This is a genomic window from Janibacter sp. DB-40 (assembly GCF_029510815.1).
GTDB lineage: Bacteria > Actinomycetota > Actinomycetes > Actinomycetales > Dermatophilaceae > Janibacter.
Genome location: NZ_CP120360.1, coordinates 3,165,455 through 3,190,850, shown reverse-complemented (window position 1 = coordinate 3,190,850; position 25,396 = coordinate 3,165,455). Strand labels below are relative to the sequence as shown.

The 25,396-nt window shown below is 72.4% G+C and carries 25 protein-coding genes; 14 read left to right on the top strand and 11 right to left on the bottom strand.

Going from position 1 to position 25,396, the window contains the following annotated elements; all coding sequences use genetic code 11:
- Positions 1-13 precede the first annotated feature (13 nt).
- The 3 genes from ilvD to PVE36_RS15340 form a co-directional block, all read right to left on the bottom strand.
- The gene (gene ilvD / locus PVE36_RS15350) at positions 14-1,738 is read right to left on the bottom strand and encodes a dihydroxy-acid dehydratase (RefSeq protein WP_277453546.1); all 1,725 of its coding nucleotides are present in this window, start codon (positions 1,736-1,738) and stop codon (positions 14-16) included.
- A gap of 137 nt (positions 1,739-1,875) precedes the next feature.
- Positions 1,876-2,427: a type 1 glutamine amidotransferase domain-containing protein gene (locus tag PVE36_RS15345; RefSeq protein WP_277453545.1), complete on the bottom strand. Its 552-nt coding sequence runs from the start codon at positions 2,425-2,427 to the stop codon at positions 1,876-1,878.
- Positions 2,428-2,455: 28 nt separating this feature from the next.
- Entirely contained in the window at positions 2,456-4,396 is a 1,941-nt protein-coding gene (locus PVE36_RS15340; RefSeq protein WP_277453544.1) for an aconitate hydratase, read from the bottom strand.
- A gap of 148 nt (positions 4,397-4,544) precedes the next feature.
- Between PVE36_RS15340 and mbhE the strand changes: the two genes are divergently transcribed.
- The 7 genes from mbhE to PVE36_RS15305 are packed head-to-tail and all read left to right on the top strand — an operon-like array spanning position 4,545 to position 10,408.
- A complete protein-coding gene (gene mbhE / locus PVE36_RS15335; protein ID WP_277453542.1) occupies positions 4,545-6,818 on the top strand; it encodes a hydrogen gas-evolving membrane-bound hydrogenase subunit E in 2,274 nt (757 codons plus the stop codon).
- Entirely contained in the window at positions 6,808-7,332 is a 525-nt protein-coding gene (locus PVE36_RS15330; RefSeq protein WP_277453540.1) for an MnhB domain-containing protein, read from the top strand. The genes mbhE and PVE36_RS15330 overlap by 11 nt, the downstream gene beginning before the upstream one ends.
- Positions 7,329-7,685, top strand: coding sequence for an NADH-quinone oxidoreductase subunit K (locus PVE36_RS15325; protein ID WP_277453539.1), 357 nt, complete (start codon positions 7,329-7,331; stop codon positions 7,683-7,685). Before PVE36_RS15330 ends, PVE36_RS15325 begins: the two co-directional genes overlap by 4 nt.
- Positions 7,682-9,214, top strand: coding sequence for a proton-conducting transporter membrane subunit (locus tag PVE36_RS15320; RefSeq protein WP_277453538.1), 1,533 nt, complete (start codon positions 7,682-7,684; stop codon positions 9,212-9,214). Before PVE36_RS15325 ends, PVE36_RS15320 begins: the two co-directional genes overlap by 4 nt.
- Complete coding sequence (locus PVE36_RS15315; protein WP_277453537.1) at positions 9,211-9,765, top strand: Na+/H+ antiporter subunit E; 555 nt, start codon at positions 9,211-9,213, stop codon at positions 9,763-9,765. The genes PVE36_RS15320 and PVE36_RS15315 overlap by 4 nt, the downstream gene beginning before the upstream one ends.
- Complete coding sequence (locus PVE36_RS15310; protein WP_277453536.1) at positions 9,762-10,022, top strand: hypothetical protein; 261 nt, start codon at positions 9,762-9,764, stop codon at positions 10,020-10,022. Before PVE36_RS15315 ends, PVE36_RS15310 begins: the two co-directional genes overlap by 4 nt.
- Positions 10,022-10,408, top strand: coding sequence for a monovalent cation/H(+) antiporter subunit G (locus PVE36_RS15305; protein ID WP_277453535.1), 387 nt, complete (start codon positions 10,022-10,024; stop codon positions 10,406-10,408). The genes PVE36_RS15310 and PVE36_RS15305 overlap by 1 nt, the downstream gene beginning before the upstream one ends.
- Positions 10,409-10,457: 49 nt before the next feature.
- Here the strand turns inward: PVE36_RS15305 and PVE36_RS15300 are convergent, their stop codons facing one another.
- Together PVE36_RS15300 and PVE36_RS15295 are read right to left on the bottom strand one after the other, a co-directional pair.
- On the bottom strand, positions 10,458-11,873 hold the full coding sequence (locus PVE36_RS15300; protein WP_277455874.1) for an NAD(P)/FAD-dependent oxidoreductase: 1,416 nt from the start codon (positions 11,871-11,873) through the stop codon (positions 10,458-10,460).
- A 2-nt stretch (positions 11,874-11,875) separates the two neighbouring features.
- Positions 11,876-13,525: a long-chain fatty acid--CoA ligase gene (locus tag PVE36_RS15295; RefSeq protein ID WP_277453534.1), complete on the bottom strand. Its 1,650-nt coding sequence runs from the start codon at positions 13,523-13,525 to the stop codon at positions 11,876-11,878.
- 188 nt (positions 13,526-13,713) lie between these two features.
- Between PVE36_RS15295 and PVE36_RS15290 the strand changes: the two genes are divergently transcribed.
- Genes PVE36_RS15290 through PVE36_RS15280 form a run of 3 tightly spaced genes read left to right on the top strand, consistent with a single transcriptional unit; the run spans position 13,714 to position 18,444 of the window.
- Entirely contained in the window at positions 13,714-14,946 is a 1,233-nt protein-coding gene (locus tag PVE36_RS15290) for an FAD-dependent oxidoreductase (protein WP_277453533.1), read from the top strand.
- A gap of 55 nt (positions 14,947-15,001) precedes the next feature.
- A complete protein-coding gene (locus PVE36_RS15285) occupies positions 15,002-17,638 on the top strand; it encodes an alpha/beta fold hydrolase (protein WP_277453532.1) in 2,637 nt (878 codons plus the stop codon).
- The gene (locus PVE36_RS15280; protein WP_277453531.1) at positions 17,635-18,444 is read left to right on the top strand and encodes an ABC transporter permease; all 810 of its coding nucleotides are present in this window, start codon (positions 17,635-17,637) and stop codon (positions 18,442-18,444) included. Before PVE36_RS15285 ends, PVE36_RS15280 begins: the two co-directional genes overlap by 4 nt.
- A gap of 48 nt (positions 18,445-18,492) precedes the next feature.
- Here PVE36_RS15280 and heR read toward each other — a convergent pair whose 3' ends face one another.
- Genes heR through PVE36_RS15265 form a run of 3 tightly spaced genes read right to left on the bottom strand, consistent with a single transcriptional unit; the run spans position 18,493 to position 20,013 of the window.
- Complete coding sequence (heR, locus tag PVE36_RS15275; protein ID WP_277453530.1) at positions 18,493-19,254, bottom strand: heliorhodopsin HeR; 762 nt, start codon at positions 19,252-19,254, stop codon at positions 18,493-18,495.
- A gap of 12 nt (positions 19,255-19,266) precedes the next feature.
- On the bottom strand, positions 19,267-19,641 hold the full coding sequence (locus PVE36_RS15270; RefSeq protein ID WP_277453529.1) for an SRPBCC family protein: 375 nt from the start codon (positions 19,639-19,641) through the stop codon (positions 19,267-19,269).
- Between the two features lie 30 nt (positions 19,642-19,671).
- The gene (locus tag PVE36_RS15265) at positions 19,672-20,013 is read right to left on the bottom strand and encodes a DUF2200 domain-containing protein (protein ID WP_277453528.1); all 342 of its coding nucleotides are present in this window, start codon (positions 20,011-20,013) and stop codon (positions 19,672-19,674) included.
- Positions 20,014-20,157: 144 nt separating this feature from the next.
- Here PVE36_RS15265 and PVE36_RS15260 point away from each other — a divergent pair, with 144 nt between their 5' ends.
- Positions 20,158-20,922 carry a HEAT repeat domain-containing protein gene (locus PVE36_RS15260; RefSeq protein WP_277453527.1) on the top strand — a complete coding sequence of 255 codons (765 nt, stop codon included), beginning with the start codon at positions 20,158-20,160 and terminating at the stop codon, positions 20,920-20,922.
- Positions 20,923-20,950: 28 nt separating this feature from the next.
- Here the strand turns inward: PVE36_RS15260 and PVE36_RS15255 are convergent, their stop codons facing one another.
- From PVE36_RS15255 to PVE36_RS15245, 3 genes are all read right to left on the bottom strand, one after another.
- Positions 20,951-22,363 carry an acyl-CoA synthetase gene (locus tag PVE36_RS15255; protein WP_277453526.1) on the bottom strand — a complete coding sequence of 471 codons (1,413 nt, stop codon included), beginning with the start codon at positions 22,361-22,363 and terminating at the stop codon, positions 20,951-20,953.
- Between the two features lie 28 nt (positions 22,364-22,391).
- Entirely contained in the window at positions 22,392-23,333 is a 942-nt protein-coding gene (locus PVE36_RS15250; RefSeq protein ID WP_277453524.1) for a dihydrodipicolinate synthase family protein, read from the bottom strand.
- A gap of 64 nt (positions 23,334-23,397) precedes the next feature.
- Positions 23,398-23,778: an ankyrin repeat domain-containing protein gene (locus tag PVE36_RS15245; RefSeq protein WP_277453523.1), complete on the bottom strand. Its 381-nt coding sequence runs from the start codon at positions 23,776-23,778 to the stop codon at positions 23,398-23,400.
- A 69-nt stretch (positions 23,779-23,847) separates the two neighbouring features.
- Here PVE36_RS15245 and PVE36_RS15240 point away from each other — a divergent pair, with 69 nt between their 5' ends.
- The 3 genes from PVE36_RS15240 to PVE36_RS15230 all read left to right on the top strand — a co-directional run bounded on the left by PVE36_RS15240 (position 23,848) and on the right by PVE36_RS15230 (position 25,379).
- Positions 23,848-24,318 (top strand): hemerythrin domain-containing protein, encoded by a 471-nt coding sequence (locus PVE36_RS15240; RefSeq protein ID WP_277453521.1) that lies wholly within the window; start codon positions 23,848-23,850, stop codon positions 24,316-24,318.
- Positions 24,319-24,390: 72 nt separating this feature from the next.
- Complete coding sequence (locus PVE36_RS15235; RefSeq protein ID WP_277453519.1) at positions 24,391-24,705, top strand: GNAT family N-acetyltransferase; 315 nt, start codon at positions 24,391-24,393, stop codon at positions 24,703-24,705.
- A 59-nt stretch (positions 24,706-24,764) separates the two neighbouring features.
- Positions 24,765-25,379 (top strand): maleylpyruvate isomerase family mycothiol-dependent enzyme, encoded by a 615-nt coding sequence (locus PVE36_RS15230; protein WP_277453518.1) that lies wholly within the window; start codon positions 24,765-24,767, stop codon positions 25,377-25,379.
- The last annotated feature ends 17 nt before the right edge of the window (positions 25,380-25,396 follow it).

Genomic DNA, 25,396 nt, shown 5'->3' with positions numbered 1-25,396 from the left:
ACGGGTACCACCGTCACGGCAGGCAGACCGCCCCCTGCGAGGCGGAGCCTACGAGGGCGGCGTACTTGGCGAGGATGCCGGTGCTCGTCATGGGCGGCTTGACCCAGTCGGCGCGGCGGACGGCGAGCTCGGCCTCGTCGACCTCGAGGTCGAGGCGCCTGGCGGTCAGGTCGAGGGAGATGGTGTCGCCGTCCCGGACCAGGCCGATCGGGCCGGCGTCCATCGTCTCGGGGGCGACGTGGGCGATGCAGTTGCCGGTCGTGCCGCCGGAGAAGCGACCGTCCGTGACGAGCAGGGTCGAGGCGCCCAGACCCGCACCCTTGATCGCGCCGGTGATCGCGAGCATCTCGCGCATGCCGGGTCCGCCCTGCGGCCCCTCCTGCCGGATGACGACGACGCACCCGGGCTCGATGGTCCCCTCGGCGAGGGCGTCCAGCGCGTCGCGCTCGCCCTCGAAGACCCGGGCCGGGCCCCGGAAGGTGTCGTAGGAGAAGCCGGCCGCCTTGGCGATGGCGCCATCCGGGGCGAAGCTGCCGCGGAGCACGGCCAGCCCGCCGGTCGCGCGGTAGGGCGTGGCGGCCGTGTGCAGGACCGACCCGTCGGGCAGTGGCGGGTCGAGGTGCGCGAGGTTCTGCGCCACGGTGCGACCGGTGACCGTCATCGCGTCGCCGTGCAGCAGGCCGGCGTCGAGCAGCACCCGCATGACGACGGGGATGCCGCCGACGTGGTCGACATCGCGCATCACGTGCTTCCCGAAGGGCTTGACGTCGGCGAGCACCGGTGTGCGCCCGGCGATCTCGTCGAAGTGGTCCAGGGTCAACGGCACCCCGGCCTCGTTGGCGATCGCGAGCAGGTGCAGCACGGCATTCGTCGAGCCGCCGAGCGACATGAGCACGGTGATGGCGTTCTCGAAGGCCTCGATCGTGAGGATGTCGCGGACGGTGATCCCGTCGCGGAGCATCCGCACCGCGGCCGCCCCGGACTCGCGCGCGATGACGGTGCGGCGCTTGTCGGCCGAGGGCGGTGAGGCGCTGCCCGGCAGCGAGAGCCCGAGGGCCTCGCCCATGCTCGCCATCGTGTTCGCCGTGTACATCCCGGCGCACGCGCCCTCACCCGGGCAGAAGGAACGCTCGACCGTCTCGACGTCCTCGCGCGCCATCGTCCCGGCCTGGCAGGCACCGACGGCCTCGAAGGCGTCGATGATCGTGATCTCCCGGTCGGACCCGTCGAGCATGTGGGCCAGGCCCGGCAGGGCGGTGCCGGCGTAGACGAAGGTCGAGGCCAGCCCCAGCCGGGCGGCCGCCATCATCATCCCGGGCAGCGACTTGTCGCAGCCGGCCAGGAGCACCGACCCGTCGAGGCGCTCGGCCTGCATCACCGTCTCGACGGAGTCGGCGATGACCTCGCGGGAGACGAGCGAGTAGTGCATCCCGACGTGGCCCATCGAGATCCCGTCGGAGACCGAGATCGTGCCGAACTCCATCGGCACGCCCATCTCCTCGCGCACCCCGTCCTTGGCCGCGGCGGCCAGCCGCTGGAGGGACAGGTTGCAGGGGGTGATCTCGTTCCAGCTGGAGCCGATCCCGATCTGCGGCTTGTCGAAGTCCTCGTCGGACATGCCGACCGCGCGCAGCATCCCGCGCGCCGCGGTCTTCTCCAGGCCGTCGGTGACCTCGCGGGATCGCGGCTTCATCCGGTCGCGAAGGGAGGTGCTCGGCTCGGTCTGCGGGTGTGGCATCAGGAGACTGCTTTCTCGCGGCCCTCACGCGGAGGACGGGTACCGGCTGCGGGTGCAGCCGGTACCCGTCACGTTCCGCCAGCCCGCGCGGGCTGTCAACAGCGGCGGGGCCGCCCGGTCGAAGGGGGCGTCGACCGTCAGGCGAAGGCCTTCGCCGCGGAGTCGACGAAGGGGTCGAGGTCGCCGGGGTTGCGGCTGGTGACGAGCGTGAAGTTCCCGGCGGTGCAGGTGACCGACTCCTCGTCGACCCAGGTGCCGCCCGCGTTGCGGATGTCCGTCTGCAGCGAGGGGAAGGAGGTCAGGGTCCGGCCCTCGACGACTCCGGCCTCGACCAGCGCCCACGGGCCGTGGCAGATCGAGGCGATCGGCGTGCCGGCCTCGGCGATGGCCTTGACGAAGGCGACGGCGTCAGAGTCCATCCGCAACCGGTCGGCATTGGTGGTGCCTCCCGGCAGCACCAGGGCGTCGTAGTCGCCGGCCTTCACGTCGGCGATGCTGACGTCGGCTTGGAAGGTGTCTCCCTTCTCGACGTCGTTGTTGAAGGCCTGGACCTCGCCCTTCTCCGGAGCGATGAGGGTCATCTGGGCGCCGGCGTCGCCGAGCGCCTGCCACGGGGTGGTGAGCTCGGCCTGCTCCACGCCGGAGTTGGCGAGCAGCACAGCGATCCTCTTGCCGGTCAGGTCGTTCATCACATTCTCTCCTTGCTGTGTCGTTGCTTCAGAGTGCTTGCGCGGTGAGCGGGATCCGCCCACCGGCGAGCACCATCTCCACCTGTCGGTCGGACAGGCGGTGGTGCACGGCGACCTCCCGGTCGCCGATCGTCGCGGTGAGCCCACGCCCGGCGCGCAGGGCCTCGTGGACTCCCTCGAGCACGACGACGTCGTCGACGGAGATCCCGTCGTGGTCGGACGGGTCGTCGAACTCCAACGGGAGGACGCCGAAGTTGGCGAGGTTCTGCCAGTGAATGCGGGCGAAGGACTTGGCGATCACGGCCACCAGCCCGAGGTAGCGCGGTGCGATCACCGCGTGCTCCCGGGAGGACCCCTGTCCGTAGTTCTCGCCGGCGACGACGACGTGGCCCTCGCCCCCCTTCGCCCGCTCCGGGTAGGTCTCGTCGACGCGGACGAAGGAGAACTCGGCGATCCTGGGGATGTTGCTGCGGAAGGGGAGCACCTGCGACCCGGCCGGCATGATCTCGTCGGTGGAGACGTCGTCGCCCATGACGAGCAGCGTGGGCACCTCCACGTGGTCCGCGATCGGCGCGAACTCGGGCAGCGAGGAGATGTTCGGTCCCTTGACGAGCTCGACCTGCTCCGCCTCCTCCTGCGGCAGTGGCGCCAGCAGCATGTCGTCGATCGTGCTGTAGCGCTCGGGCATCGTCGGACGCGGGTAGGAGATGCCGTGGCTGTCCGCGAGCGTGCGCGGGTCGGTGATCCGGCCGGTGAGCGCCGCGGCCGCCGCGGTCTCGGGGGAGCACAGCCAGACGGCGTCCTCCTCCGTGCCCGAGCGCCCGGGGAAGTTGCGCGGCATCGTGCGCAACGAGTTGCGGCCGCTGGCCGGGGCCTGCCCCATGCCGATGCAGCCCATGCACCCCGACTGGTGGATGCGCGCCCCGGACGAGACGAGCGAGGTCAGCCAGCCGCCGGTGATGAGGTCGGCGAGGACCTCCCGGGAGGTCGGGTTGATGTCGACGGACACCCCGGCGGCGCCCTGCCGCCCCTGGAGGATCTCGGCGACCACGGCGAAGTCGCGCAGGCCCGGGTTCGCGGAGGATCCGACGACGACCTGGGTGACGTCCTCGTCCTCGACCTCGGCCACCGGCACGACGTTGCCGGGGGAGGACGGCTTGGCGATCAGCGGCTCCAGTGCGGAGAGGTCGATGTGCTCGGTCTGGTCGTAGGTGGCGTCCTCGTCGGCCACCAGCCGGGTGAAGTCGTCCCCGCGCCCGACCGCCTCGAGGTACTCGCGCACGGCGTCGTCGGCGGGGAAGACGCTGGCCGTCGCCCCGAGCTCGGCGCCCATGTTGGCGATGACGTGCCGGTCCATCGCCGTGAGCTGGTCCAGCCCCGGCCCGTGGTACTCGATGATCCGGTTCAGTCCGCCCTTGACGCCGTGCCGGCGCAGCATCTCCAGGATGACGTCCTTCGCGGAGACCCAGTCCGGCAGCTCACCGGTCAGCTCGACGCCCCACACCTCGGGCATGGACACGTAGAGCGGCTGCCCGGCCATCGCCATCGCGACCTCGAGCCCGCCCACACCGATCGCGAGCATCCCCAGCGCGCCCGCGGCGCAGGTGTGGGAGTCCGACCCGATGAGCGTCACGCCGGGGCGACCGAAGTGCGCCTGGTGCACCGGGTGCGAGACGCCGTTGCCCGCCTTGGAGTACCAGAGCCCGAATCGCTGCGCGGCGGACTGCAGGAACAGGTGGTCGTCGGGGTTCTTCTCGTCGGTCTGCAGCAGGTTGTGGTCGACGTACTGCACGGACAGCTCGGTGCGGACGCGGTCGAGGTCCATCGCCTCCAGCTCGAGCATCACCATCGTGCCGGTTGCGTCCTGGGTGAGCGTCTGGTCGACGGTCAGGCCGATCTCCGACCCCGGTTCCATCGAGCCCTCGACGAGGTGGTCGGCGATCAACTTCTGTGCGACGGTGCGCGGCATGCGTCTGCCCTCCCTCGGGTTTCTCCCCAGGGGCCTACCCGGATCCGCCCGGTCCATGCAGGACGCGCCGTTTCAACCACCGGCGTCGCGGGTACGGGCCGAGTCACCACGAGTGCCCGGCTGAGGAGGCGGATGCATGGTCATGCGGATGCCCCGGCAGGCGGGGTCACGGCTGTTCCTGGCCGCAGCCCTGCTCCCGGGGGCCGCATTCGTCTGGCTCCTCGTGCGGACTCCTGCCGTGCTGGCAGGGCGGACGGGCAGTGTGTCGGTGCCGTGGGCGCCCGCACTCGGCCTGCAGGTCGACCTGCGACTCGACGCCCTCGGGCTGCTGCTCGCCCTCCTCGTCACCGGTGTCGGGGCCCTCACCCTGGCCTACGCCCGCTGGTACTTCGCCGAGCGTGCCGACCGACTCGGGCGCACCTGTGCCGTGCTGCTGCTCTTCGTCGCGGCGATGGTGGGCATCGCCGTGGCCGACAACCTCCTGGTGCTCTACGTCGCCTGGGAGGTGACGACCGTCTGCTCCTTCCTCCTCATCGCCGACGGTGGCCACACGGCAGGGGCCCGGCGCGCCGCGCTCCACGCGCTGCTGACGACGACGGGCGCCGGCTTCGCCATGCTCCTCGGGTTCCTCCTGCTGGGCCGGGAGGCGGGGACCTACCGGATCTCCGGGCTGGCGGCGGCGGAACCCGCCGGTGGCGTGGTCACCGGTGCAGTGGTGCTGATCCTCGTGGGCGCCTTCGCCAAGTCCGCGCAGGTGCCCTTCCACCCGTGGCTGCCGGCGGCGATGGTCGCCCCGACGCCCGTGACGGCGTACCTGCACGCCGCCGCCATGGTCAAGGCCGGCGTCTTCCTCGTGGCCCGCCTGACGCCGGTACTCGCCGAGACCGTGCCGTGGCAGCCGCTCGTCGTCGTCATCGGGCTGGCGACGATGATCCTCGGGGGGTGGCGGGCGCTGGCCCAGACCGACCTGAAGTCACTGCTCGCCTTCGGCACGATCGCCCAGCTGGGCTTCCTCATGGTCCTCCTCGGGGCCGGTACCCGGACCGCGGCCATCGCCGGCGGCACCATGCTCATCGCACACGCTCTGTTCAAGGCCTGCCTCTTCCTCGTCGTCGGGATCATCGACCACTCCGCGGGGACCCGGGAGATCGGGGAGCTGTCCGGCGTGGGTCGCCGCTCGCCCGTCCTCCTGGGGTCCGCCGCCCTGGCCTGCGCGTCCATGGTGGGGTTGCCCCCCTTCGTCGGCTACCTCGGCAAGGAGGCGGCCCTGGAGGCCTTCCACACCCACGCCTGGGGTGGCCCCGGGGCCCTCGCGGGCCTCGTCCTCGGGTCGGTCCTCACGGTCGCCTACACCGGGCGGTTCCTCCACGGGGCCTTTGCCGGGCCGGCCCGGCCGCGCGGGGAGTGGCGCGCACCGACGGCGGGATTCCTCGCCGCGCCGGTCGTGCTCGCCCTCACCGGGGTGGTGCTCGGCCTGCAGCCCACGCGTCTCGACCACCTCGTCGCCGCCCACGCGGACCTGCTGCCGGACCCGGGCAAGCCGTACCACCTCGCCCTGTGGCACGGGTTCGGCCTCGTCGTCGTCCTCTCCGCCGGCACGCTCGTGGCCGGGATCGCGCTCTTCCTCGTCCACCGGCGGCTGGCGCCCCTGCACGGGCGTCTCGCCGGACCCGCGACGGCGCAGGGGGCCCACGACGGGATCGCCACGGGCAGCACGAGGGCCGCGGCCTGGGTCGACACCCACGTGCACGCCCGGGCGCTGCCGGACCAGCTCGCCCGCACCGTGCTCGCGGTCGTGCTCATCCAGGCCGTCGTGCTGGTGCCCGTGGGCATCCCGGCGCCGCATCCCTGGGACACCCCGTGGCAGGCGGTCGTCGCAGCAGGGGCCCTCGCCGGGACGGTCGCGGTCATCGCCCTGCGCCGACAGCTGTACGCCGCCCTGGTCCTCGGCGTCGTCGGGTACCTCGTGGCCGTCGTCTTCGTCCTCCAGGGTGCACCCGACCTCGCCCTCATCCAGCTGCTCGTCGAGACGCTGACCTTCGTCGTCTTCGTGCTGGTGCTGCGCCGGATGCCGCGCGCCACGGCTCCTCGGCACCACTACGGGCGCCGGTTGCGGGCCGCTGTGGCGGTCTCCTTCGGTGTGCTGATGACCCTCGTCTCGCTCACCATGGCGAGTCGGCACGCACGCTCCCTGCCGTCCCCGGACTATCTCGACGGGTCGCCCGATCACGGCGGACCGAATGTCGTCAACGTCATCATCACCGAGTACCGGGCGCTGGACACCCTCGGCGAGGTGAGCGTCCTCGTCATCGCGGCGACGGCGGTCGCCGGCCTGGTGCTGCAGAGCACCCGCATCGGGGGGCCGCAACCGCCCGACGAGCCGGGCACGCAGCGGGCGGAGGTGAGCACTCGTGATCGATGAGTCCGACCACCCCGGGGACCCGGGCGACCCGCAGGCGGGCAACGAGCCGCTCGACCGGCTGCTGCCGGGCGCGCACCACCTCGACGCCGACGACCGCTCGCTCCTGCTGGAGGCCTTCGCCCGACTCGTGCACCCGACCGCCCTGGTGGTGGCTGCCTACCTCTTCGTCGTGGGCCTGCACCACCCCGGTGGGGGCTTCGCCGCGGGCCTGGTCGTCGGCCTCGGTCTCCTGCTGCGGCGGGTGGCGGGCGGCCCGCGCGACCTGGGCGCGGCGGCACGGGCCAACCCGGGGATCCTGCTGGGTGCCGGGCTGGCGCTCGCTGCCGGGTACGGCATCGCGGGCATCGTGCTCAGCGGGGACCTCCTGCACGGCACCGTGTTGCACCTCGACCTGCCACTCCTGCCGCCCCACGAGCTCCCGACGTCGATGGTCTTCGAGATCGGGATCCTGCTCATCACCGTGGGCGTGGTCCTGGACATCCTGCGGACCCTCGGTGCGGAGGACGACCGATGAACGCCACGAACCTCACCCTCGCCCTGCTCTGCGGCGGCCTCTTCGCCGCCGGCATCCACCTGATGATGGCCAGGTCACTGGTGCGGGTGGCGATGGGGGTGGTCCTGCTCGGCCATGCCGCCAACCTCCTGCTGCTGCAGTCCGGCGGTCGCGCAGGGATGCCACCGGTCTCGGGCTCGACCCCGTACGAGGAGGTTGCGGACCCGCTGCCCCAGGCGATGGCCCTCACCGCCATCGTCATCACCTTCGCGGTGACCGCTCTGCTGCTCGCGGTGGCCTGCCGCAGCAACGACCTGCGCGGCCACGACGACACGACCGACCGGTCGGTCGAGGACGAGGAGGGAGGGCCATGACGCTCGCGACCCTGCTCGTCGTCGTGCCGGTGGCCGTCCCGCTCCTCGCTGCCGGCCTGGCGCTGCTCCTCGGCCCGTGGCCGACGGCCCAGCGTGTCCTCGGCACCACGGTCCCGACGGCCGTGGTCGTCGACGCGGCGCTGCTCCTGCACCGGGCGGACGCCCAGGGCCCGGTGGTGGCCCAGGCGGGTGGTTACCCCGTGCCCCTGGGGATCACGTTGGTGGCCGACCGGTTCTCGGCGCTGGTCCTGCTCGTGTCGTCGATCGTGCTGCTGCTCGTGGTCGTGTACGCGATGGCACAGGGGATGCGTGGGGGCACCGTCCCGTCGGTCTTCCACCCCAGCCACCTCGTGCTCCTGGCCGGTGTGGCGCTGTCCTTCCTCACCGGCGATCTCTTCACCCTCTTCGTCGGCCTCGAGGTCATGCTCATGGCCAGCTACGCCCTGATCACCCTGCGGCCGAACCGGGCCCGGGTGCGCGCGAGCATGACCTACATCGTCACCAGCCTGCTGTCCTCGATCCTGCTGCTCAGCTCGGTCGCGGTCGTCTACGGGTTGACGGGCACCCTGAACCTCGCGCAGCTCTCGCGCCGCGTGGGGGACCTCGACCCGGACGTGCAGGCCTGGCTGAGCGTGATGCTGCTGCTCGCCCTGGCGATCAAGGCGGCCATCGTCCCGATGCACTGGTGGTTGCCGGAGAGCTATCCACCCGCGCCGGCACCGGTCACCGCGATCTTCGCCGCGCTGCTGACCAAGGTGGCCGTGTACGCGATCATCCGCACCCAGACGTTGTTCTTCCCGCGTGACGAGCCGTGGACGCTCCTGCTCATCCTGTCGGCGGTGACCCTCCTGGTGGGGGCGTTCGGGGCGCTGGCGCAGGACAACCTGCACGGGGCGCTGTCCTTCCTGCTGGTCTCCCACATCGGCTACATGCTGCTGGGCCTGGCCGTCTCGACCCAGGAGGGCGTGGCCGCCTCCGGGATCTACTTGGTCCACCACATCGTCGTCCAGGCGGGTCTCTTCTGCGTCGTCGGACTCGTGGAGCACCACCGCGGGACCGCGTCGGTCCGCCGACTCGGGGGCGTGGCGGTCACGGCTCCCGTGCTCTCGGTGATCTTCCTGCTCCCGGCCCTGAGCCTGGGCGGCGTCCCTCCCTCGGACGGATTCGTCGCCAAGCTGGCGGTGCTGCGCGCCGCCGTCGGCACACAGGATGCACTGCCCCTCGTGGTCGCCGGAGTCGGTCTGCTCACCGGCCTGCTCACACTCGCGGTGATGGCGCGGATCTGGTCGAGTGCCTTCTGGGGGGAGCCGGCCGCGCCGGTACCCGATCCCGACCCCACCGACGAGCTCGTCCTCGGCACCGGGTCGGTCATGCGCGGCATGACCGTGGCGACGGCGTGCCTGATGCTGCTCGGTCTGGGAGTGGCCGCCGGGGCCGGCCCCGTGTCGGACCTCGCGACCCGCGCCGGTGAGGACCTGCGCTCCGGCGTCGAGTACCGCGAGTCGGTCCTCGGGGGTGAGGGTCGATGACCGCATCGGCGTGGGCGCGGCGCGGTGTGCTGGTCCTGTGGCTGCTGTGCGTCTGGCTCCTGCTGTGGGGCGCCTGGCGTCCGGACGTGCTGCTCGCCGGGATCGTCGTGTCCCTCGTCGCGGTCCGGTGGTCCCGCCTCCCGGCGCCGCCCCTGCGCACCCGGGTGCGGTGGGGGCGGGCGTCGCTGCTCCTGCTCCGTCTCGGGGGCGACATGCTGCGGGCCTCGTGGGCGGTCACCAGGACCATCGCCCGCGGCGCGGGCCGGACCCGCTCGTCCGTGCTGTGCCTGTCCCTGCGACCCGGCGCCTCCGACATCGCCCTGGTGCTGGCGTGCAACCGGATCTCCCTGGAACCCGGGTCCGTGGTCGTCGACATCGACCGCCACCAGGACCGGATGTACGTGTACGTGCTGGACACCCCGGATGTCGAGGCCGTGGAGCGGCGTCGTCGGGAGAGTCAACGCCTGCTCGATGCCGTCCTTGACGCGTTCCCGACGCGCGCCGGAGCCGCCGGCACGGGTGCCGGGACCGGTGGAGGGAAGGGATCATGACCATCCTCATGACGATCAGCGGCGTGCTCGTCGCAGTGGCGGCTGCGCTGGTGCTCTTCCGCGTGGTCGCCGGGCCGAGCCTGCACGACCGCCTCGTCGCGCTGGACACCGTGACGGCACTGATCGTGTGCGGCATCGTCATCCGCAGTGCCCACCGGGGTGAGATCGGGGACCTGGTCCTCCTGGTCCTGGTCGTGCTCGTCGGTGGGCTGAGCACGGTGACGGCCATCAGGCTCGCCTCCCGGGAGGAGCAGTGATGGTCGTCCTCTTCCAGTGGATCGGTGCCGTCCTGATGGTGCTGGGCAGCCTGTTCGGTGTGGTCGCTGCACTGGGCATGCTGCTGCTCCCGGACGCAGCCGCCCGCCTGCAGGCGGCGGCCAAACCACAGGTCGTCGGCCTGCTGCTGATCCTGCTGGGCGCCGCCCCCTTCGTCCGCTGGTGGCCGGCCCTGGGGATGCTCTTCCTCGTGGGCGCCTTCCAGGTGGTCACCGCCCCGGTGCTGACGCAGCTCCTCGCCCGCGACTCCTACCGGTCCGGGGCGTGGCGGCGCGACCGTCTGCTCGTGGACGAGTACGAGGGTCACCGCCAGCCGGGCGGACGCGACGATGCGTCCCCGGGTGGAGGCGACGACGCGTCGGGATGACCGTGGCCCGCCGGCACGGTGCAGTCACCCCGGCACGGCCTCGAGGGACCTACGTGCGGCGCAGGTCCCGCGGCAGCTGCTCGAGCAGACGCAACCACAGCTCGGACGCCGTGGGGAAGGCGGGCACCGCGTGCCGCAGCAGGTGGACCGGCACCCGACCCACGATCGCGATGGTCGCGGCGTGGAGCAGCTCCCCCGCCTCCGTGCCGACGAAGGTCGCCCCCAGCAGGCGCCCGGTGGGACGGTCGACGACGAGCGACACCCGACCGGAGGCGTCGTCACGCAGGAGCGCCCCGCCAGCGGCGCCACCGAAGGGCACCTCGCTGGTCACCACGTCGTGGCCGGCCTCCTCCGCGGCACGGGCGGTCATGCCGACCGAAGCGACCTGCGGGTCGGTGAAGACCACCTGCGGCACGGGGACCCCGTCCGGGTCCGGCTCGGTCGGGGACCCATCGGCCTCGGCGGCGATGCGCGCGCCCACGACCCGGGCGCGGTACTTGCCCCAGTGGGTCAGCGGTGGGCCGCCACCGGCGTCGCCCACGGCGGTCAGCCACTCCGGGAGGCGACCGGCGGTCACGTCGTCCTCGGTCAGCCCGACCGCGTCGAGCCCCACGTCCCCGAGGCGCGGTCGGCGCCCCGCCGCCACGAGCACCTCGTCCGCCTCGATGGTCCCGGAGCCCGTCGTCAGGCGCACCGGGCCGCCGTGCACCCGGCCGATGCCGGTGTCCTGCGCCTCCGCCCGCTCGCACTCGCTGGCCTCGGTGGACAGGCGCACGTCCACCCCCTTCGCGCGAAGGGAGTCGGTCACCACCTCCCCGACGAAGGGCTCCATCCGCTGCAGCAGCCCCGGCCCGCGCACGAGCATCGTCACCCGCGAGCCGAGCGCTGCCATCCACGTCGCGGCCTCGCAGGCGACGACCCCGCCACCGATGACCGCGATCCGGTCGGGCACCTCGCGGACACCGGTCGCGTCGCGCGATCCCCATGGGATGACGTTGCGGAACGCCGGCGGGACCACCGGCTCGCTCCCCGTGGCGATGACCACGGCGCGGCGGGCGCGCAGGCGGCGGACACCGCCTTCATCCTCCACCTCGATCTCGCGCTCGCCGACGAGGCGACCGTGACCGCGGACGGGTCGGATCCCCGCGTCCTCGACCCACTCCGCCTGGCCGGTGTCGTCGTAGTGCGCGACCCACTCGTCGCGTCGGGCGAGCAGCGCGTCCCGGTCGACGTCCGTCGGGACGACGCCCTGCAGGTGGGCACTCGTCGTCGCCACCTGGGCCGGCCGCAGCAGCGCCTTGCTCGGGATGCACGCCCAGTACGAGCACTCGCCGCCGTAGCGCTCCGCCTCGACGATCGCGGCCGTCAGGTCGGAGTCCTCGATGGCGTACTGGGCGAGGTTCTCCCCGACGGGGCCGCCGCCGAGCACGATGACGTCGACGGTCACCGGCTCCTGGGTCGGCATCGTCACGCCGAGGGCTCCACCCGCAGCTCACCCTCCCGGTAACGCCGGCGCAGCGTCTTCTTGTCGAACTTGCCGACCGACGTCCGCGGCACCTCCTCGATGAAGGCGAAGGCGTCGGGCAGCTGCCACTTCGCGAAGTCCGTGGCCAGGTACTCGCGCAGCTCGGCCGCGGTGGTGGTCGAGCCCTCCTTGACGACGATGGTGGCCAACGGGCGCTCCTGCCACTTCTCGTCGGGGATGCCGACGACCGCGGCCTCGAGGACCGCCTCGTGCCCCATGAGGGCGTTCTCCAGGTCGACCGAGGAGATCCACTCGCCACCGGACTTGATGACGTCCTTCGCGCGGTCGGTCAGGGTGATGTAGCCGAGGTGGTCGAGGGTGCCGACGTCACCGGTGCGCAGCCAGCCGCCGTCGAACTTCTCGGCCACCTCCGGGTCGTCGCTCGCGTAGTAGTCGGCGGTCACCCACGGGCCCTTGACCTCCAGCTCGCCGACGGCTTCGCCGTCGCGGGGGAGGACGCTGCCGTCGTCGGCGACGATGCGGCCCTCGACCCCGCAGAGGAGCCGGCCGGCAGTGGCCTTGTAGCGCCACTCCTCCTCGCCCTCGATGCCGAGGGGCACATTGGCCACGGAGGCGACCGGGGAGGTCTCGGTCATGCCCCACGCCTGGACCATGTCGAGGCCGTGGCGCTCGCGCAGCGCCTGCATCAGCGCGACGGGGACGGCGGAGCCCCCGCACAGGATCCGGCGAAGGGAGTCCAGCCTCACCTCGGAGTGGTCGTCCAGGTAGGTGAGCACGTCGTTCCAGACCGTGGGCACCGCGCCGGAGATGGTCGGCCGGCTCTCCTGGATGAAGCGCACGAGCGGCTCGGCCTGCAGCCAGCGGTCGGGCATGCACAGCGAGGCGCCGCTCATGATGGCCGCGTACGCCAGGCCCCACGCGTTGGCGTGGAACATCGGCACGATCGGCAGGACCCGGTCGGCGAAGGTCAGGCCGGCGACGTTGCCCGTGCACGAGGCCATCGAGTGCAGGTAGGCCGAGCGGTGGCTGTAGACGACGCCCTTGGGGTTGCCGGTCGTGCCGCTCGTGTAGCACATGGCGGCCGCGGCCTCCTCGTCCACCTCGGGCCAGTCGAAGGTGTCCGGCTGCTCGGCGAGGACGTCCTCGTAGAGCAGGATCTCCTTGCCGGAGGAGCGAAGGGAGTCCAGGTTCGCCGCTGCGGCGTCGGGCCCGGCGACGAGCACGTGGGTGACCGTCTCGAAATGCGGCAGCTGCGGGGCGAGCAGGCCGACGAGCGAGTCGTCGACGATGACGACCTTGTCCTCGGCGTGGTTGGCGACGTAGATCAGCTGCTCGGGGAAGAGACGGATGTTGAGCGTGTGCAGCACCGCGCCCATCGAGGGGATCGCGAGGTAGGCCTCGAGGTGCTCGGCGTTGTTCCACTGGAAGGTGCCGACCCGGTCATCACCCTCGATGCCGAGCGACCGCAGTGCGCCCGCGAGCCGGGCGGTGCGCTTGCCGAGCTCGGCATAGGTGATGGACCGGGAGCCGTCGGCGGTCGCGGTGACCACCTCGGAGTCGGGGTGGACGCCCGTCCCGTGGTGCATGAGGGAGGCGATGGTCAGCTGGTAGTCCTGCATCGTGCTCTTCATGGACCCATCCAAGTGTGTGGGGAGCGTCACGTCCATACCCCGCCGCCGGTCGTGTGGCAGGAGCGCACCGCCACGTCCTTGCGCGGTGCACCGGCGAGGGGCACAGTGACGAGCACCGGCACCGTCGGCCGACTCCGGGAGGACCCACGCAGCCGGGCCGAGTTCCTCGAGCTCACCAGGAGCACGCCATGACCATCGCGATCATCGGCGCCGGCCTCGCCGGCGCCAGTGCAGCCGCCGAGCTGCGCGAGCAGGGATACGACGGCGACATCGTCCTCGTCGGCGCGGAGCCGCACGCACCCTACGAGCGCCCGCCGCTGTCGAAGGACATCCTCCTGCGCACGGGCACCGCCGCGGACGCCGCGGTCAAGGACGACGGGTGGTACGAGGAGCACCGGGTCGAGTTGGTCACCGGCTCCGCCGCCACCGATCTCGACCTGTCCGCACGCAGCTTCGCCGTCGGCGACCGGAAGGTCGACTACGACGAGCTGCTCATCGCGACGGGTGCCACCTCCCGCCACCTGCCGATGGGCGACGAGTCCGGGTCCCCCCTTCGAGGCTCCGCCGTCGCACCCAAGGACATCGCCCTTGCCTACCTGCGCACGATCGAGGAGTCGGAGGCGCTGCGCAGGAACCTCACCGGCCACCTGCTGATCGTCGGCGCCGGCTGGATCGGCCTGGAGGTCGCGTCCGCGGCCCGGCAGGCCGGCGGCACGGTCACCGTCGTCGAGGCGGCCGCACGGCCCCTGGCCGGGCCCCTCGGTGAGGAGATGGCCGCCGTCCTCACCGGGCTGCATCGGGAGCACGGGGTCGACCTGCGCACGAGCACGACGGTGGAGACCATCGAGCGCGTGAGGGGGAGGACGCGCGCCGTCCTCTCCGACGGCACCGAGGTCAGCCCGGGACTCGTCCTGGTCGCGATCGGTGCCGTGCCCGACGTGGCGCTCGCCGAGGGTGCCGGTCTGGACGTCGACGACGGGATCCTCGTGGACGCACGGCTGCGCACGAGCGACCCTCACGTGTACGCCGCCGGCGACGTCGCCAACCACGACCACCCGAGTCTGGGTCGGATCCGGGTAGAGCACTGGGACAACGCGATCCAGCAGGGGCGCCACGCTGCCCGGAGCATGCTGGGCGGGCAGGAGCCCTACGCCCGGCAGCCGTACTTCTTCACCGACCAGTACGACCTGGGCATGGAGTACGTCGGCCACCTCGGCCCGGACGGGTGCGACGAGGTCGTCGTCCGCGGTGACCGTGACTCACGCGTGCTCAACGCCCTGATGATCAGGGGCGGACGAGTCGTCGCGGGCATGCACACCAACGACTGGGACGCCACCGACCACCTGCGCGCATGTGTCGGGCGCGAGGCCACCAAGGACATGTGCGACGCATCGATCCCCCTCGCGGACGCCCACGGCTGAGCGTCGCGCCGTCCTCGGGATGTGCCACCGCGTGGTCCACCTGCGATATTTGGGTATGCAGCTCGCCCGACGCCTCCTGGCTGCCACCGCGGCCCTCGGCGTGCTCGTGGCCCCGGCCGCCGCCGCGACACCCGGTGGCGACGATGACGAGGTGCGCGTGGAGCAGGTGACGGTGCCGGTGGGGTCGGAGCCGGACGGCGCCGAGGTCGCCCTCGATGCCGACGTCTACCACCCCGTGGAGGACCGCGACGGCCCGCGCGAGGCGGTGCTCCTCGCGCACGGGTTCGGGGGGAGCAAGGAGGACCTGACGGGCCGGGCCCGCGCCCTCGCGGAGGAGGGGTACCTCGTCGTGGGCTACAGCGCCCGGGGATTCGGCGACTCCGGCGGGGCGATCCACCTCAACGACCCCGACTACGAAGTTGCCGATGCCCGCGCCCTGGTCGACCTCATCGCGGAGCAGCCGCGGGTACGGCTGGACGGGCCGGGCGACCCGAGGGTCGCGGTTGCCGGGGGCAGCTATGGCGGCGCGCTGGCCCTGATGGCCGCTGGCGCGGACCAGCGCATCGACTCGGTCGTCGCCGCGATCACCTGGCACGACCTGGGCGAGGCCTTCTTCCCCCAGTCGGCGACGGGGACCGAGCAGCCCGGCCCCTTCACGGCGCTGTGGGCGTCGAACTTCCTCATGGGGTCGTTCCGCGGTGGGGAGAGCCCGGGGAGTCCGGGGAGTCCGGGGAGTCCGGGCTCGGCGTGCGCGGGGTTCGCCCCCCGGGAGTGCGAGCTGTTCGTCGCGGCCGCGGAGACCGGGGCCGCGCACCCGGACCTGCTCGAGATGCTCAGCCGGCACAGCCCGGCCCCCACGCTCCCCGACATCGAGGCACCAGTCCATCTCGTGCAGGGCATGTCGGACACGCTGTTCGGGATCGAGCAGGCCGACGCCACCGCCCAGGCCCTGCAGGAGGCAGGTGTCCCCGTCGCCGTCAGCTGGTTCAACGGCGGGCACGACGGCCCCACGCAGCCACCCGATTCCGGGTCGGCGGACTCCGGGGGTGGGGGTGGCCCGCCGAGCGAGGGCGGGTCGATCGAGGCCACCGACCAGGAGCGGGAGCAGACCGCGGACCTGGTGACCTGGCTGGAGGGCACGTTGCGGGTGGCGGAACCCGTCACGCAGGCGACCTTGCCGGTGCCGTCCTTCCGCTACGCCATGCCGCCGTCACCCTCGGACGACGCGGATGGCGACCCGGTGGTGCGGGCAGCGAGCCGTCCCCCTTCGGGCGGGACGGCTGACACCGAGGGGTTGGCCCTGTCCCCGGCGGCATCCACCTCCCTGGTCAATCCGCCCGGGGGAGTGCCACGGGCGACGACCGTCCTCCCGGGGCAGGGTGGACTCGGCCCCCTGACGTCGGCCATCTCCACGTATCCGCTGTCGGCTCTGCCGGGCCAGTCGGTGGCCTTCGACACCGACCCGCTCGCGGAGGACCTCGTCGTGGTGGGTCGACCACGCGTCGACCTGGAGCTCACGTCGACCGGGTCGAGCAGCACCCTGTTCCTGTCGCTGTGGCAGGTGCGCAACGGCAGTCCCGTGCTGCCGCGACGTCTCGTGGCGCCCCTGCAGATCGATCTCGATCCGGGCACGCCCACCCGGGTGACGGTGGACCTCCCCGGCGGTACCTGGGAGATGCCGGCCGGCTCGACGTGGCGGGTGCTCGTCACGGCGACGGACGCCGCCTACGCCGGGCCGGACGAGGTGCGGATCGACCAGGTGACGGCGGCCGGGCCGCTGGTCGTCCCGACCGGCGGTGGCGCGCCGGTGAGCACGGGCAGCGTCTGGGACGCCGAGACGCTCGGGGTGGCCGGCGCACTGGCGCTGCTGCTCCTGCTGGTCCTCGCCACGGCTCTGCGGCAGCGACGTGTCCGGCGCCCGCCGCGGGAGGACCTCGCCGAGGTGCCCCTCGTCGTCGACGGGCTCGTCAAGGAGTACCCCGACGGTCACCGCGCGGTCGACGACGTCAGCTGGCGGGCCGAGCGCGGCCAGGTCGTCGGGCTCCTCGGGCCCAACGGCGCCGGCAAGACCACGACCCTCCGGATGGTCATGGGGCTGATCCGCCCCGACGCCGGGAGCGTGCACGTCCTCGGGGTCCCGGTGACGGCGGGAGCAGCAGTGCTGGGCCGGGTCGGCGCGCTCGTCGAGGGACCCGGCTTCCTGCCACATCTCAGCGGGCGGGCCAACCTGCTGTCCTACTGGGCGGCCACCGGCAACCCCGCCGAGGAGTCACGGGTCGCGGAGGTGCTCGAGATCGCCGCGCTCGGCGATGCGATCGACCGCCCGGTCAGGGCCTACAGCCACGGCATGCGCCAGCGCCTCGGGATCGCCCAGGCGATGCTCGGGATGCCCGAGGTGCTCATCCTCGACGAGCCCACCAACGGTCTGGACCCGCCGCAGATCGCCGCCATGCGCCCGATGCTCGCCCGGTACGCCGCAGGCGGGCGCACCGTGGTCATCTCCAGCCACCTGCTGGCCGAGGTCGAGCTGACCTGCACGCACGTCGTCGTCATGCACGCGGGACGTGTGCTGGTGACCGGCTCGGTGGACGAGCTGGGCGTCGCCGAGGGGCGCACCCTCGAGTCGGTGTTCCTGTCGACCATCGCGGCAGCCGGCGACAGCTCCCATCTCAACCGGGTGCGGTCCCGATGAGCCGCCCCCTGAGCCTGCGCGTCGAGCTGCGGCGACAGGTCACCCGACCCCGCACCCGGTGGTCCCTCCTCGTGCTGCTCGTTCTCCCGCTCGTCGTCGTCGCCGCGTTCGCCCTGGGTGATGGTGACAGCGAGGGACAGACCTTCGCCGATCTCGCCACGACGGGCGCAGCCAACTTCGCGCTCTTCATGCTCCTCATCTCCGCCGAGCTGCTCATCCTCATCCTCGCGGCCCTCTTCGTCGGCGACCCGGTGCCGGCAGAGGCCTCGTGGTCCTCGCTGCGCTACCTCCTCATCGCCCCGGTACCGCGTGCGAGGTTGCTCACGAGCAAGCTGCTCGTCGGGCTGGCCCTGACGGCTGTGGCCGTGCTCCTCCTGCTCGTGTGGGTGCTGGTCGTGGGAGGGGTGGTCTACGGCTGGGACCCGCTCTCGCTGAGCGTCGGCGGGTCGCTCGCCTGGGGAGAGGTGCTGTCGCGCCTGGCGGTGGGCGCGGGCTACGTCTTCGTGGCGCAGCTGCCCTTCGCCGCCGTGGCGTTCTGGATGGGGGTGCGAACCGATGCGCCGCTGGCGGCCGTCGGCGTCGCCGTGATCGCGGCCATCGTCTCCTCGATCCTGGACGCGCTCAGTGCGCTCGGGGACTACCGCCGGGCGCTGCCCAACCACTACGCGCGGGAGTGGATCGGTCTCTTCACCCTCGAGCCCGACTACGCCGCACTGCTGCCCGGAGTGCTGTGGGCCCTGCTCTACGCCACCGTCTTCATCACCTTGGGGTACCGCCACTTCGCTCGCAAGGACGTCCTCAGCTGAGCCGGGTGGCCTCGGCACAGTCGTCGGACGGCGCAGTGGTCCTCGACGTCAGCCGGCGAGCGATCCGCCGAAGATCTGCCACGCCAGCGCGCTCTTGGCCACGAGGCTGAGGACGAGGTATGCCTTCTCGCCGTACGCGTAGTCGGCCCAACGACCCAGCCGTCGGTACTGCAGCCACTGGTTGAGGGCGAAGCTCATGAAGAAGATGAACAGCGAGACGATGATCCCGAGCACGAAACCGGGCACCTCGGCGGCGCCGAGCGTGTTCGTCAGGATGGCGACCCACGGGGCGGCACCGGCGATGCAACCGAACCAGAAGGGCAGCATCGTCGTCCGGGCCCGTCCGGGTGGGTTCATCACCTCCTGCAGCCAGCCGAAGAGGATCATCGCGACGTTCGCGCCGATGATGAGGAGGACCTCGGTGATCCCCGTCAGGCCGGTGTAGAAGCCGATGAGGATGATCATCAGTGTCGCGCTGACCGAGTACTCGAGCCAGCGGAACCGGTTGACGCCGGCGCGCAGGTCGGCCTCGTAGCGGCCGCGCAGCAGGGTGCCGGTCAGCAGGTGGTCCACGGCGGCAAGGGCGAGGAAGACCGCGATCGCCGGGCCGATCGGGACATCGAACAGGGGGTCGGGCGCCGGCGGCGCGGTGCCCGGGGGCCCCTGGGGGTACTGCGAGGTGACCCCGATGGCGAAGTCCGTGGCCAGGAGCAGGACCAGGACGGCCTGACCGGCGTGCAGGAGGGCGAGGGCGAGGTTCCAGATCCGCAGGCGGCTCAGGCGCGCGTCGGTGACGCCGGTGGCTTCCATGCCCTCACTGTGTCACTCCGGACGCACCAGCCGTCGGAGGGCGAGCGTGGCGACCCGCGCGTACGCCGGGCCGACGACGGGCGGGCCGGTGACCTCCAGCCAGGTCTCGCTGCCGGCCGGATGTGCGAGCACGCCGTGCGCCAGGTGGAGGCGAAGCCCCAACGCCTCGACGTGCCACGACCAGGTGCGGTCGGCGACGTCGACCTCCTCGATCGTGAAGGGGACGCCGAACCCGACGACGGTGCGCACCACTCCCTTCGTCCCCGGGCGCAGCGTCGGGTGCTCGTACTCGACCGACCGGATCTGCGGCGCCCACGTGGGCCACAGCGCCGGTCGGGTGTACCGCTGCCAGACGGTCTCGACCGGTGCCGCGCCCGTGACACTCACCCGAGCAGTGGACGTCATGGGGGGCCCGCCTCAGCCGCGCAGGACCTTGTCCATGGCCTTGCCCCTGGCCAGCTCGTCGACGAGCTTGTCCAGGTAGCGGATCCGGCGCATGAGGGGGTCCTCGACCTCCTGGACCTTCACGCCGCAGACCGAGCCGGTGATGAGCGAGGCGTCGGGGTTGAGGGTCGCGTCGGCGAAGAAGTCCTCGAAGGTCGTCTCCTCGTCGAGGTGCTGCTGCAACCGCTCCTGGTCGAAGCCGGTCAGCCAGCGGATCACCTCGTCGAGCTCGGCCCTCGTGCGGCCCTTCCTCTCGACCTTGTTCACGTAGTGGACGTAGACGGAGGCGACGCTCATGGTGAAGACCTTGCTCATGGCGTGAGCGTACCGAGAGCACCTCTGGCATCAGGTGGTCGGTTGATGCGGCAAGACGCGATCCATGTCGCATCAAGCGACCATCTGATGAGAGGCGAAGGGGGTCACCGGCCTCAGCGTGAGTGCCCGGATATCGTGGAATCGATGGCCACCTCCGACTCCCTCGAGAAGGCGCTGCGGGCAGCCGTCCACGAGGACTCGTCCGTGCGCCAACGCGCGGCGCTGTACCTCGGCATCCACGCGGACGACTCGGTGGCCCGCGAGCTGGTCTCGCTGCTGATCTCCGAGCCGGACTTCTACGTCCGCGAGACCCTCACGTGGGCGGTCGTGACCCGCGCCGACGCGACCTACCCGTTGCTCGTCGAGGCCCTGCAGGACACCGGCCGGGAGCGCGTGCAGGTCCTGCACGCCCTGAGCAAGATCCGTCGCCCCGAGTCCGTCGCGCAGATCCTCCCACTCGTCGACGACCCCGACGAGCACGTCGCGGCCAGGGCCCGCTGGGCGCTCGGGCGCACCGCGACCCCCGGGGCGGTCTCGGCGCTGATCGACCACCTCGGTGAGCAGGAGGACTTCAGCCGTCGTGAGCTCACCCGCGCGCTCGAGCAGGCGGGCGCGGCTGCCGTCGACGGTCTGGCCGCGCGGCTGGTCGAGGCCACGGAGCCGTCGGTGCGCAGCCACGCGGCCGAGGTGCTCGTGGGGATCGGGGATCCCGGTGCCCGGCCGGCGGCGGACGCGCTCGTCCACGCCCTCGAGCACGACGACAAGCAGGTCGTGGTGCCGGCGATGGAGGCGCTCGCGACCCTGGACGTGCCGGGTGTCGACGAGAGGCTGACCCGGCTGCGCGAGGGGGAGGACCAGTGGCTCTCGATCACCGCGGGCTGGTTGCTCGAGGACCGCGCACGGCGGTGATCCGCGTGGCCGGCTCACCCGGGGCGGGTCAGTCGACGCCGTCGAGCTGCTTCTTCTGCACCTTGCCCATCGCGTTGCGGGGCAGCGAGTCGGTGAAGCGGATCTCGCGCGGGCGCTTGTGCCACGACAGGTCCTGGGCGACGTGCGCCGTCAGCGCCTCGGCCACGGTCTCGTCGGCGGCCCCCGAGGGCACGACCCAGGCGACGACCCGCTGGCCCAGGTCCGGGTCGGCGACCCCGGCGACGGCGACCTCCGAGACCTCCGGCCGGGCGAGCAGCGACGCCTCGATCTCCCCGGCGCCGATCCGGTAGCCGCCGGACTTGATCAGGTCGACCGACTCGCGGCCGACGATCCGGTGGAATCCCCCTTCGTCCCTGGCGGCGAGGTCGCCGGTGACGAACCAGCCGTCCCGCGTGAAGGACGCCGCGGTCGCCTCGGGGCGACCCAGGTACCCGTCGAAGACCATCGGGCCGCGGACCTCGAGGCGACCGATGGTCTCCCCGTCGTGCGGGACGAGCGTGCCGTCCTCCCCACGGATGCGGGTCTGCGCGCCCGCGACCGGCAGTCCCACCCAGCCGGGTCGGCGCTCGCCGTCGGCGCGGGTGCTGAGCGTGATCATCGTCTCCGTCATCCCGTAGCGCTCGACCGGGGCCTGCCCGGTCAGCTCGCGGATGGCGTCGAAGACGGGGACGGGAAGGGGGGCGCTCCCCGAGACGAGCAGCCGGGCCCCCGCCATCGCGCGGGCCGAGTCGGGGTCGGCCGCGATGCGCGACCAGACCGTCGGGACACCGAAGTACATCGTGCCCGGCGTCGCCGCGTAGCGCTCGGGCGTGGGCCGGCCGGTGTGCCGCAGCCGCGCCCCGACGCGAAGGGGGCCGAGCACCCCCAGCACGAGCCCGTGGGTGTGGAAGAGCGGGAGCCCGTGGACGAGGGTGTCGTCGGCCGTCCAGTCCCACGCGTCGACGAGCCCGTCGAGTCCGGCCGCGAGGGCGGAGTGGGCGAGGGCGACGCCCTTCGGGGCGCCGGTGGTGCCGGAGGTGTAGAGGATGACGCCCGTCGCGTCCGCGGGTGGCGTGGGCAGCGTCGCGTCGCTGCGGGCCCCGAGGTCGACCGGGACGACGTGCAGGGTGACTCCGTCCGGTCGCGGGCCGACCCACACGGTCGCGCCCGAGTCGCGCAGGACGTGCTCGACCTCGCCCGGCCCGGCGTCCGGTGGCACGGGCACGGCCGGCACCCCGGCCAGGAGACAGCCCACGACCGCGACGACGGTCTCCATCCGGGGTGTGGCGTGGATGGCCACCGGACCCGCGTCGGGAAGCGTGGCGGCGAAGGCGGTCGCAGCCGCCCGCAGCTCGTCGCTCCCCAGGATGGCGCCGTCCACCTCGACGGCGTCCCGGCGACCCGTCTCCTCGAGCAGTGCGCGGAGCAGCGGTGCTGTCATGCCGGGGACCCTACGCGCGCGCCCGACCTCACCGGCGGGCGAGGTCGTCACCGAGGAGGTCGTCGTCCCGCAGCCGGGTCACGGCGTCGACCAGCTCCCTGCGCCCGGCGTCGTCGAGCCCCAGGACGGGCCGGGGGAGATTCGGGTGGCGCACGAGGCCGAGCTCCTCGGCCAGTGCCGAGACGACGCGGTAGCTGCCGTACCTGTCGAAGAGTGCCCACAACGGCTGGAGACGACGGGACAGCTCGAGCGCGCGGTCGGGCCGGTCGGCGCGGGCGGCCGCGACGAGGGCCAGGCACGTCCTCGGCAGGACCCCGGCCAGCACGCTGTACCAGCCGTCGCACCCGCCGACGAGTGCCTCGGCGGCCACCGCGTCGCCACTGATCCCGACGGTCACGTCCGGCGGGAGGTGCGACCGCAGGGCGGTGAGCCGCCGGGAGACCGCAGCCGCACCCCCTTCGACCGGGGGGATCTTGATCGAGGCGACGCGGGGCAGTGCCGCGATGCGGCCGTGCAGCTCGTCGCTGAAGGTGAACCGGGTCGTCCCCGGGTTGTCGTAGACGATGATCGGCACCGACGATGCGGCGTCGACGTCCTCGAAGAGGCCGAAGACCTCCTCCGGGGTGAGCGGTTGGTAGGACACGGGCGCGAGGAGCAGGGCGTCCGCACCCGCGGCCTGGGCGTCCTCGGCGTGCCTGAGCACCTCGCGCGTGCTGGTCGCGCCCACGCCGGCGATGACGGGCGTCCCGCCGGCCCCGGCGACGGTCATCTCGACCGTCCGGCGCCTCGCTCTCCGGTCGAGGTAGGCGTAGCTTCCGGTCGACCCGAGGGTGGCGATCGAGTCCACTCCCGCGGCAGCGAGTCGCTCGACGAGACCGCGGTAGGCGACTTCGTCGACGCCGTCGGCGCTGCTCTCGTCGACCGGTGTGAGCGGGAAGGCGCTCAGGCCCGTGAATGCTGCCGGAGTCATCCCGGCAGCCTGCCACGCGCGCCGTCGGCGGAGCCGCTGACGCCGTCCAGCCCTCGCGCGTCCCTCAGGCGGGTGGCAGCAGGTCGGGGCGCCCGAACATCTCCGCGGTCTCGCGGGCCGTCGGCTGCCCGGCGTCGGGATCGGCGCCCTGCTCCAGCAGGCTGGCGACGACCTCGTCCTCCCCCTTGAAGACGGCGCCGGCCAGCGGCGCCTGGCCACGGTCGTTGAGGGCGTCGACATCGGCTCCGCGCCGGGCGAGCGTGCGCACGAGGTCGGCGTGCCCGTGGTAGGCGGCGAGCATCAGCAGGGTGTTGCCGGACGGGTCCGTCAGGTCGACCGGCGCACCCGCATCGAGATAGACCCCGAGCTCGTCGGCGCGTCCCGCGCGTGCCATGTCGAAGAGCTGGTGGGCGAGCTCGATCGCGTCATCGGGTAGATCGCTCATGGGGTGAGTGTGCCCGGCCGGGAGGCTGTATTGTCACTAGTGAATTCGTACTTATTGCGGGAGGGTGTCATGAGCGGTGTGGCCAAGGACCTCGAGGTGGAGCACCACAGCATCGACGAGCGGCTCGCGGAGTTCATCGCGGGCCTGGACGAGGGAGAGGTGCGCCCGGAGGTCTTCCGCGCGTCGGCGAGGGAGCTGCAGCACCACATCTACGTCGAGGAGGTGCACCTCTTCCCCCCGCTGCGGGCGGCCGGGATGATCCCGCCGGTCCTGGTCATGCTCCGGGAGCACGGGGAGATCTGGGGCGTCCTCGACGCCGTCGAGCGTCTCCTGGCCGAAGACCACCCGGACATCGCCTCCCTTCGTCAGGAGTGCGGCCGCCTGGCGGCGCTGCTCGAGGCGCACAACCTCAAGGAGGAGCAGATCCTCTACCCGGCTGCCGACGAGAGCCTCGCGACCGAGGACCTGGAGCAGGTCTCGATCTCGCTCGTCGACGGGGAGCTGCCGCAGGGCTGGCGCGCCGAGATGGCAGCGGCCTGACGGCAGCACCTGACATGCTGTGGTCGGGCCCGCGGTCACGGGCCGGCCCCGGCGCATCCCAGGAGGACCTCGATGACAGCAGACGTCACCGTCAGGCACCACCCGCAGGCGAGCCGCTTCGAGGCGCGGATCGGCGACGAACGGTCCGGCTTCGCCGAGTACCAGCTCACCGACGAGCTCTACGTCTTCACGCACACCGAGGTCGACCCCGCCCACGAGGGCAAGGGCGTCGGGAGCGCACTCGCCCGGACCGCGCTCGACCACGTGCGTGACGAGGGCACTCGGCGGGTCCTGCCGGTCTGCCCCTTCATCGAGTCGTGGATGGCGCGCAACCCGCGGTATGCGGACCTGCACTACCGGGCGCCGAGGTCGACCGCGACGGACTGACCAGGACGACAGCTCGCCGCAGCGGATGCCCTGTCGGCGCTGACTGCGAGGATGACGGCATGAGTGACACCTGGTCGATCGTGCACGCCGAGCGTCGGGCCCTCGTCGAGGACCTCTCCCGGCTGACCGACGCGCAGTGGGAGCACCCTTCGCTGTGTGCGGGGTGGTCCGTCCACGACGTCGCCGCGCACCTGGTCAACAACGCCCTGGCCACCCCGGTCGGGGTCGTCCGGGCGATGGTCCGGGCCGGGTTCGACTTCGACCGGCAGAACGACCAGGGCGTGCGGCGCCAGCGCGGTGCCACGCCGGGAGAGACCCTCGAGCGGCTGGACCGCGTCGTCGGCCGCACCTCCGGCCCGCCGGCACCGCTCGACAGCCGTCTCGTCGAGGAGGTCCTGCACGGTGAGGACATCCGCCGTCCGCTGGGCATCCAGCACGAGTACTCGCCGGAGGCGGTCCTGCGGTCCCTGCGCTACCAGGCCCGCACACCCCGGGCGCTGGGCGGCGGCAAGGACGTGGCCCGGCAGGTCGGCCTGCACGCCACCGACGCGGACGTCAGCACGAGTGACGGTCCCGAGGTCACCGGCCCGGCGCTGTCGCTGCTCATGGTCATCTCCGGGCGCACCGTCGCACTCGAGGACCTCCATGGCCCAGGGGTAGCGGTCCTGCGCTGAGCGTGGTGGTCAGGGGC

Coding starts and splice junctions, on each gene's coding strand:
- ilvD (WP_277453546.1), bottom strand. CDS start 1,738: ATGCCACACCCGCAGACCGAGCCGAGCACCTCCCTTCGCGACCGGATG.
- PVE36_RS15345 (WP_277453545.1), bottom strand. CDS start 2,427: ATGAACGACCTGACCGGCAAGAGGATCGCTGTGCTGCTCGCCAACTCC.
- PVE36_RS15340 (WP_277453544.1), bottom strand. CDS start 4,396: ATGCCGCGCACCGTCGCACAGAAGTTGATCGCCGACCACCTCGTCGAG.
- mbhE (WP_277453542.1), top strand. CDS start 4,545: ATGCCCCGGCAGGCGGGGTCACGGCTGTTCCTGGCCGCAGCCCTGCTC.
- PVE36_RS15325 (WP_277453539.1), top strand. CDS start 7,329: ATGAACGCCACGAACCTCACCCTCGCCCTGCTCTGCGGCGGCCTCTTC.
- PVE36_RS15320 (WP_277453538.1), top strand. CDS start 7,682: ATGACGCTCGCGACCCTGCTCGTCGTCGTGCCGGTGGCCGTCCCGCTC.
- PVE36_RS15315 (WP_277453537.1), top strand. CDS start 9,211: ATGACCGCATCGGCGTGGGCGCGGCGCGGTGTGCTGGTCCTGTGGCTG.
- PVE36_RS15310 (WP_277453536.1), top strand. CDS start 9,762: ATGACCATCCTCATGACGATCAGCGGCGTGCTCGTCGCAGTGGCGGCT.
- PVE36_RS15305 (WP_277453535.1), top strand. CDS start 10,022: ATGGTCGTCCTCTTCCAGTGGATCGGTGCCGTCCTGATGGTGCTGGGC.
- PVE36_RS15300 (WP_277455874.1), bottom strand. CDS start 11,873: ATGCCGACCCAGGAGCCGGTGACCGTCGACGTCATCGTGCTCGGCGGC.
- PVE36_RS15295 (WP_277453534.1), bottom strand. CDS start 13,525: ATGAAGAGCACGATGCAGGACTACCAGCTGACCATCGCCTCCCTCATG.
- PVE36_RS15290 (WP_277453533.1), top strand. CDS start 13,714: ATGACCATCGCGATCATCGGCGCCGGCCTCGCCGGCGCCAGTGCAGCC.
- PVE36_RS15285 (WP_277453532.1), top strand. CDS start 15,002: ATGCAGCTCGCCCGACGCCTCCTGGCTGCCACCGCGGCCCTCGGCGTG.
- PVE36_RS15280 (WP_277453531.1), top strand. CDS start 17,635: ATGAGCCGCCCCCTGAGCCTGCGCGTCGAGCTGCGGCGACAGGTCACC.
- heR (WP_277453530.1), bottom strand. CDS start 19,254: ATGGAAGCCACCGGCGTCACCGACGCGCGCCTGAGCCGCCTGCGGATC.
- PVE36_RS15265 (WP_277453528.1), bottom strand. CDS start 20,013: ATGAGCAAGGTCTTCACCATGAGCGTCGCCTCCGTCTACGTCCACTAC.
- PVE36_RS15260 (WP_277453527.1), top strand. CDS start 20,158: ATGGCCACCTCCGACTCCCTCGAGAAGGCGCTGCGGGCAGCCGTCCAC.
- PVE36_RS15255 (WP_277453526.1), bottom strand. CDS start 22,363: ATGACAGCACCGCTGCTCCGCGCACTGCTCGAGGAGACGGGTCGCCGG.
- PVE36_RS15250 (WP_277453524.1), bottom strand. CDS start 23,333: ATGACTCCGGCAGCATTCACGGGCCTGAGCGCCTTCCCGCTCACACCG.
- PVE36_RS15245 (WP_277453523.1), bottom strand. CDS start 23,778: ATGAGCGATCTACCCGATGACGCGATCGAGCTCGCCCACCAGCTCTTC.
- PVE36_RS15240 (WP_277453521.1), top strand. CDS start 23,848: ATGAGCGGTGTGGCCAAGGACCTCGAGGTGGAGCACCACAGCATCGAC.
- PVE36_RS15235 (WP_277453519.1), top strand. CDS start 24,391: ATGACAGCAGACGTCACCGTCAGGCACCACCCGCAGGCGAGCCGCTTC.
- PVE36_RS15230 (WP_277453518.1), top strand. CDS start 24,765: ATGAGTGACACCTGGTCGATCGTGCACGCCGAGCGTCGGGCCCTCGTC.